Source organism: uncultured Georgenia sp. (assembly GCF_937958535.1).
Taxonomy (GTDB): domain Bacteria; phylum Actinomycetota; class Actinomycetes; order Actinomycetales; family Actinomycetaceae; genus Oceanitalea.
Genome location: NZ_CALGNQ010000278.1, coordinates 1 through 5,506 on the forward strand (window position 1 = coordinate 1; position 5,506 = coordinate 5,506).

Below are 5,506 nucleotides of genomic sequence, written 5' to 3' on the forward strand. Positions count from 1 at the left end.
CGCGGCCGCGGCCTTCTCCGCGGCCTCCGCGGCGGCGAGGACGTCCTCCTTGCGGATCCGGCCGCCGACGCCGGTGCCCTCGATCGACTCCAGGTCGACACCCTTCTCCTTGGCGAGCTTGCGCACGATCGGGGTGACGTAGGAGGTCGCGGCCGCCTCGGCAGCGCGCGGACGCGCGGGGGCCTCGGCCGGCGCGGCGGGAGTCTCCTGCGTCGCCGCGGGCTCGACCTCGGCGGGCACCTGCGGCTCGCCGGCGACCTCCTCCGCGGGGACGGTGGAGGTCGCGGCACCGTGGTGCTGCTCGGCACGCTGCTCGGAGGGCTGCTCGGCCTCCTTGGCCTGCTCCTGCTCGCCGGCCGGCTGCTCCTCGGCGGCGGACGGTGCGGCCTGTCCGCCACCACCCTCGCCGCCGATGACGGCGAGGTCGGCGCCCACCTCGACGGTCTCGTCCTCCTGGACGAGGATCTTGGTCAGCACGCCGGAGTAGGGCGAGGGCACCTCGGTGTCGACCTTGTCGGTGGAGACCTCGAGCAGCGGCTCGTCGACCTCGACCTGCTCGCCCTCGCTCTTCAGCCAGCGGGTGACGGTGCCCTCGGTGACCGACTCGCCGAGCGCCGGCATCTGCACGGTCTGGCCCTCGCCGGAGCTGGAGGAGCCGGAGCCGGCCTGCTGCTGCGCCTGCTGCGCGACCTCCTGCTCGGAGGGCGCCTGCTCCTGCTCGGCGGGCTGCTCCTCCTGGACGGGCTCGGCCTGCGCCTCCTCGGCGGGCTGCTCCTGCTCGGCGGGCGCGGTGTCGCCACCGCCCTCACCGGAGCCGATGATGGCGAGGTCGGTGCCGACCTCGACCGTCTCGTCCTCCTGGACGAGGATCTTCTCGAGCACCCCGGCGTACGGGGAGGGGACCTCGGTGTCGACCTTGTCGGTCGACACCTCGAGCAAGGGCTCGTCGACCTCGACCCGGTCGCCCTCGTTCTTCAGCCAGCGGGTGACGGTTCCTTCGGTGACGGACTCGCCCAGCGCGGGCATCTGCACGGAGTCGGACATGACCTTGGTGTCTCCTTCGTCGACGGTCAGCTGTGGGAGTGCAGCGGCTTGCCGGCAAGAGCGAGCGCCGCCTCGCCCAGGGACTCGTTCTGGGTGGGGTGAGCGTGGATGAGGGAGGCCACGTCGTCCGGGTAGGCCTCCCAGTTGACGATGAGCTGACCCTCGGCGATGAGCTCGCCGACCCGGGAGCCGATCATGTGCACGCCGACGATCGGGCCGTCCTTCTCCCGCACCAGCTTGACAAAGCCGGTGGTCTTGAGGATCTGGCTCTTGCCGTTCCCGGCAAGGTTGAACTCGACCGTCTCGACACCGTCGGCGCCGTGCTGCTCCTTGGCCTGCGCCTCGGTGAGACCGACCGACGCGACCTCCGGCTCGCAGTAGGTGACGCGCGGGATGCCCGACTCGACGATGGCCGGCGGGTTCAGCCCGGCGATCTCCTCGGCGACGAAGATGCCCTGCTGGAAGCCGCGGTGCGCGAGCTGGAGCCCAGGGACGATGTCGCCGACGGCGTAGATGTTCGCCACGCCGGTGTGCAGACGCTCGTTGGTGAGCACGAAGCCGCGGTCCATCGGGACGCCCTGCTCCTCGTAGCCCAGGCCCTCGGTGGCGGGACCGCGGCCCACGGCGACGAGCAGGAGCTCGGCCTCGTAGGTCGTGCCGTCCTCGGTGGAGACGACGACGCCGGAGTCGTTCTGCTCCACGCCGGAGAAGCGGGTGCCGGTCGCGAAGTTGATCTTGCGCTTGCGGAACGCCCGCTCCAGCGCCTTGGACAGGGCGACGTCCTCGTTCGGGACGAGGTTGGGCAGCGCCTCGATGATCGTGACGTCTGCGCCGAAGGACTTCCACACGGAGGCGAACTCGACGCCGATGACGCCGCCGCCGAGCACGATCGCGCTCTTGGGGACGTAGTCGAGCTGGAGCGCCTGCTCGCTGGTGATGACGCGGCCGCCGATCTCCAGGCCGGGCAGGGTGCGCGGGTAGGAGCCGGAGGCCAGGACGATGTTGCGGCCCCGGTAGGTGGTGCCGTCGACCTCGACGGTGTCCGTGCCGGTGAGCCGGCCCCAACCGGTGATGTAGTCGATCTTCCCGGCCTTCACCAGGCCCTGGAGGCCCTTGTACAGGCGGCCGACGACGCCGTCCTTGTAGGTGTTGACGGCACCCATGTCGATGCCCTCGAAGGAGCTGTTGACGCCGACGCCGGCGCTCTCGCGGATCGTGTCGGCCACCTCGGCGCTGTGGAGCAGCGCCTTCGTCGGGATGCAGCCGCGGTGCAGACAGGTACCGCCGAGCTTGTCGGCCTCGATCAGCGCGATGGACAGCCCCAGCTGGGCGCCGCGCAACGCTGCCGCATACCCTCCGCTTCCAGCTCCCAGGATGACCAGGTCGTAGACGTTGTCTTCAGGGCTGTCGGTCACAAACCTCTCCTCGAGCGGAATGCCCCGGGCACGTCCCCGGGCTCTGTCCCATCTTGTCACCGTCCCGACCGCGGGGACCACCGCACACGGTGTCCGTCCGGTCACACTCGGGCCTTACCCTTGGTCGCATGCGGTTGTTCCCCCGACGCAAGAAGCAGGGCAGCAGTGCCACACCGGCGACCTCCACCTCGCAGCGCCGCGCCGAGGTGACCGCGCACTTCCGCGAGTTCGCGACGACACGAGCGGGTGTGGAGGCCTACGTCGAGCCGCCGACCCCGAACGACCCGGTGACGATGGTGCTCGTGGCCCGCACGGGGGAGTGGACCCGGCGCCGCGTGCCGGACGAGAAGACGGCCTGGGCGCTTGCCCGGGAGCTCGGGATCCCGGTGTACGACGTCAACCTCACCGGATACCCCTCGAGCATGCGCCGGTGGAGCGCCGCACAGCGTCGCCGGTAGGCACCCGGCCCCGACGGGGACGCCGGGCCGCCGGGGGCCGTCTCAGCGCGCGGCGGCCCGCTCCAGGACGGTGAGCAGGGTGCGCAGCCCGGTCCCGGTGCCGCCCTCGTGGATGTACCCACGCGGCTTGCCCTCGTTGTAGGCGGGGCCGGCGATGTCGAGGTGCGCCCACGGGGTGTCCCCGACGAACTCCTTGAGGAACAGCCCGGCGACGAGCATCCCGCCGAACCGGTCGCCCATGTTGGAGATGTCGGCCACCTGCGACTTCATCGACTCCGCGAGCTCGGCGGGCAGCGGCATCGGCCAGAACTGCTCACCGGCCTCGGCGGCGGCGGCCACGACCTCCTCACGGACGTCGTCGGTGCCCATGACGGCGCCCACCTGGGAGCCGAGCGCCACCATCTGCGCCCCGGTGAGGGTGGCGATGTCGATGATCGTGTCGGGGGACTCCTCGGTGGCGGCGACGAGGGCGTCGGCCATGACGAGGCGACCCTCGGCGTCGGTGTTGAGCACCTCGACCGTCTTGCCGCCCCGGATCGTGATGACGTCCGAGGGCCGCTGGGCGGTGCCGGAGGGCATGTTCTCGGCCAGGGCGAGCCAGCCCGTCACGCGGACGGGCAGCTCGAGGGCGGCCGCGGCGAGCACCGTGTGGAGCACGGTGGCGGCGCCGGCCATGTCCATCTTCATCGTCTCCATGCCCTTGGCGGGCTTGATGGACAGGCCGCCGGAGTCGAAGGTGATGCCCTTGCCGACGAGGCCCACGTGCGCCTTGGCGCGGGCGGGGGAGTAGCTGAGCTTGACGAGCCGCGGGGGCCGGGCCGAGCCCTTGCCCACACCGATGAGCCCGCCGTAGCCGCCCGCCTCGAGCTCCTTCTCGTCGAGCACCGTCACCTTGACCTTGGTGCCCTTGGCGGCGGCCGTCGCCTCCTCGGCGAAGGACTGCGGGTAGAGGTCGGCGGGGGAGGTGTTGACGAGGTCGCGGACCCGGGCGACCGCCCCGGCGACGACGACGGCGCGCTCGTGGGCGGCCTTGGCCGCCTTCGACCGGGCGAGATCCGTCACGAGCTCGACCCGCGCGACCGGGCCGCGCTGCTTGGTGCGGTAGCGGTCGAAGCTGTACGCGCCCAGGAGCGCACCCTCCGCCACGGCCCCGACCCGCTCCGGGGTGTCGGCGGGCAGCGCGAGCGCGACGTCCGCGGTACCGGCAAGCACCCGGGTGGCGGCACCCGCCGCCCGGCGCAGGGTCTCGAGGTCCGGTCCGGAGTCCTCGACCGGGCCGACGCCGGTGAGCACGATGACGTCGGCGGCGAGCTCCTTGCCCGCCGCCACGCGCACCACCTCGTCGGCCTTACCGGTCACGCCGAGGGCCGGCAGCAGCGCGGAGAGCTCCTTCACGACGGCCGAGGGCAGCTCGGCGCCGGGGACGAGCCGGGGCTCCTCGCCGCGCTGGCCGACGGCGACGACGACGGCGTCGGCCTGGATGCGAGCAACGTTCTTCGTGGTCAGCGTCAGTTCAGTCACGCACCGATGCTATCTGTCGCCGCCCGGCCCGTCCTCGACGCGTCGCCCGGCCTGCCGTCCTCGCCGAGTCCACGACCCCGCCGTCCGGGACGAGACGCACCTCCTGCACGTCCCGGCCGATCCGCGGGGAGCACCGGACGCACCGGGGGAGCACCGGACGCACAACGCCTCGGCGGCCGCGGCGGGCCCGGTGTGGTCGGGCAGCGGCGCCGGCCACGGCTAGGATGTCGCGGTGCTTCCCGTCGTCGTCCTCGTCTCGGTGCTCGCCGCCGGGCTCGGTGTGTGGGCGGTCGCGTTCGCGGTCGCCGGCCGGGCCGTCATCCTGCGTCAGCTCATCGGCGCCGGGGTGGTCGAGGTGGCGCTCGTCGTCCAGGGCGTCGTCCTGGCCGCGCTGCAGCTCGGCGGGTCGCACGTGACCGACCCCGTGACGCTCTGGGGCTACCTGCTCGTGGCGCTGCTCCTGCTCCCCGGCGCGGGTGTCGTCGCATTCGTCGAGCGGACCCGGTGGAGCTCGATCATCCTGGCAGTGGCCGCCCTCACCATCATCGTCATGGAGCTGCGCATGTGGCAGTTGTGGCAAGCATGAACGACGAACCGCTGCGCACCGCGCCGGCGACCGACGACCGCCCGCCCGCCCGCGGCGCCGGGCTGCTCGTCGTCGCCGTCTACGTGATCTTCGCCCTGTCGGCCTCCGCCCGCGCGGGCGTCCAGCTCGTGCGGGACGCCTCCGAGGCGCCCCTCGCGTACGGCCTGTCGGCGTTCGCGGCCGTCGTCTACGTCCTCGCCGCGGTCGGGCTGGCGCACAACGGCCGGCGGATGCGCCGGCTGGCGTGGACCGCCGTCTCCATCGAGATGGTCGGCGTGCTCGTCGTCGGGATCCTCAGCCTCCTCACGCCCGAGCTGTTCCCCCGCGACACGGTGTGGTCGCGGTTCGGCAGCGGGTACGGCTACATCCCCCTCGTCCTGCCCGCCGTCGGGCTGGTGTGGCTGTGGCGGTCGAGCCCCGGGCGGGTCGCCCGCGCCAGCGCCGCCTGACGGTCAGCCGCGCACCTGACCGTCAGCCGCGCC

Annotated in this window: 6 protein-coding genes; 3 read left to right on the forward strand and 3 right to left on the reverse strand. The window is 72.7% G+C overall.

From position 1 onward, the window contains the following. The coding region (locus tag Q0195_RS15465) for a biotin/lipoyl-containing protein (RefSeq protein WP_299280148.1) at positions 1-1,044 on the reverse strand (1,044 nt) is incomplete at its 3' end. Positions 1,045-1,070: 26 nt separating this feature from the next. Next, positions 1,071-2,459 carry a dihydrolipoyl dehydrogenase gene (lpdA, locus tag Q0195_RS15470; protein WP_299280150.1) on the reverse strand — a complete coding sequence of 463 codons (1,389 nt, stop codon included), beginning with the start codon at positions 2,457-2,459 and terminating at the stop codon, positions 1,071-1,073. Between the two features lie 128 nt (positions 2,460-2,587). On the opposite strand from lpdA, the gene Q0195_RS15475 reads away from it, so the two are divergent. Beyond that, the gene (locus Q0195_RS15475; protein WP_299280152.1) at positions 2,588-2,917 is read left to right on the forward strand and encodes an oxidoreductase; all 330 of its coding nucleotides are present in this window, start codon (positions 2,588-2,590) and stop codon (positions 2,915-2,917) included. Between the two features lie 42 nt (positions 2,918-2,959). On the opposite strand, the gene Q0195_RS15480 is transcribed toward Q0195_RS15475, so the two are convergent. Then, the gene (locus Q0195_RS15480) at positions 2,960-4,438 is read right to left on the reverse strand and encodes a leucyl aminopeptidase (RefSeq protein ID WP_299280153.1); all 1,479 of its coding nucleotides are present in this window, start codon (positions 4,436-4,438) and stop codon (positions 2,960-2,962) included. Positions 4,439-4,670: 232 nt separating this feature from the next. Between Q0195_RS15480 and Q0195_RS15485 the strand changes: the two genes are divergently transcribed. Both Q0195_RS15485 and Q0195_RS15490 read left to right on the forward strand, forming a co-directional pair. Further along, positions 4,671-5,024 carry a hypothetical protein gene (locus Q0195_RS15485; protein WP_299280155.1) on the forward strand — a complete coding sequence of 118 codons (354 nt, stop codon included), beginning with the start codon at positions 4,671-4,673 and terminating at the stop codon, positions 5,022-5,024. Then, positions 5,021-5,473, forward strand: a complete 453-nt coding sequence (locus Q0195_RS15490) for a hypothetical protein (RefSeq protein ID WP_299280157.1) — start codon at positions 5,021-5,023, stop codon at positions 5,471-5,473. Before Q0195_RS15485 ends, Q0195_RS15490 begins: the two co-directional genes overlap by 4 nt. Positions 5,474-5,506: the final 33 nt, after the last annotated feature.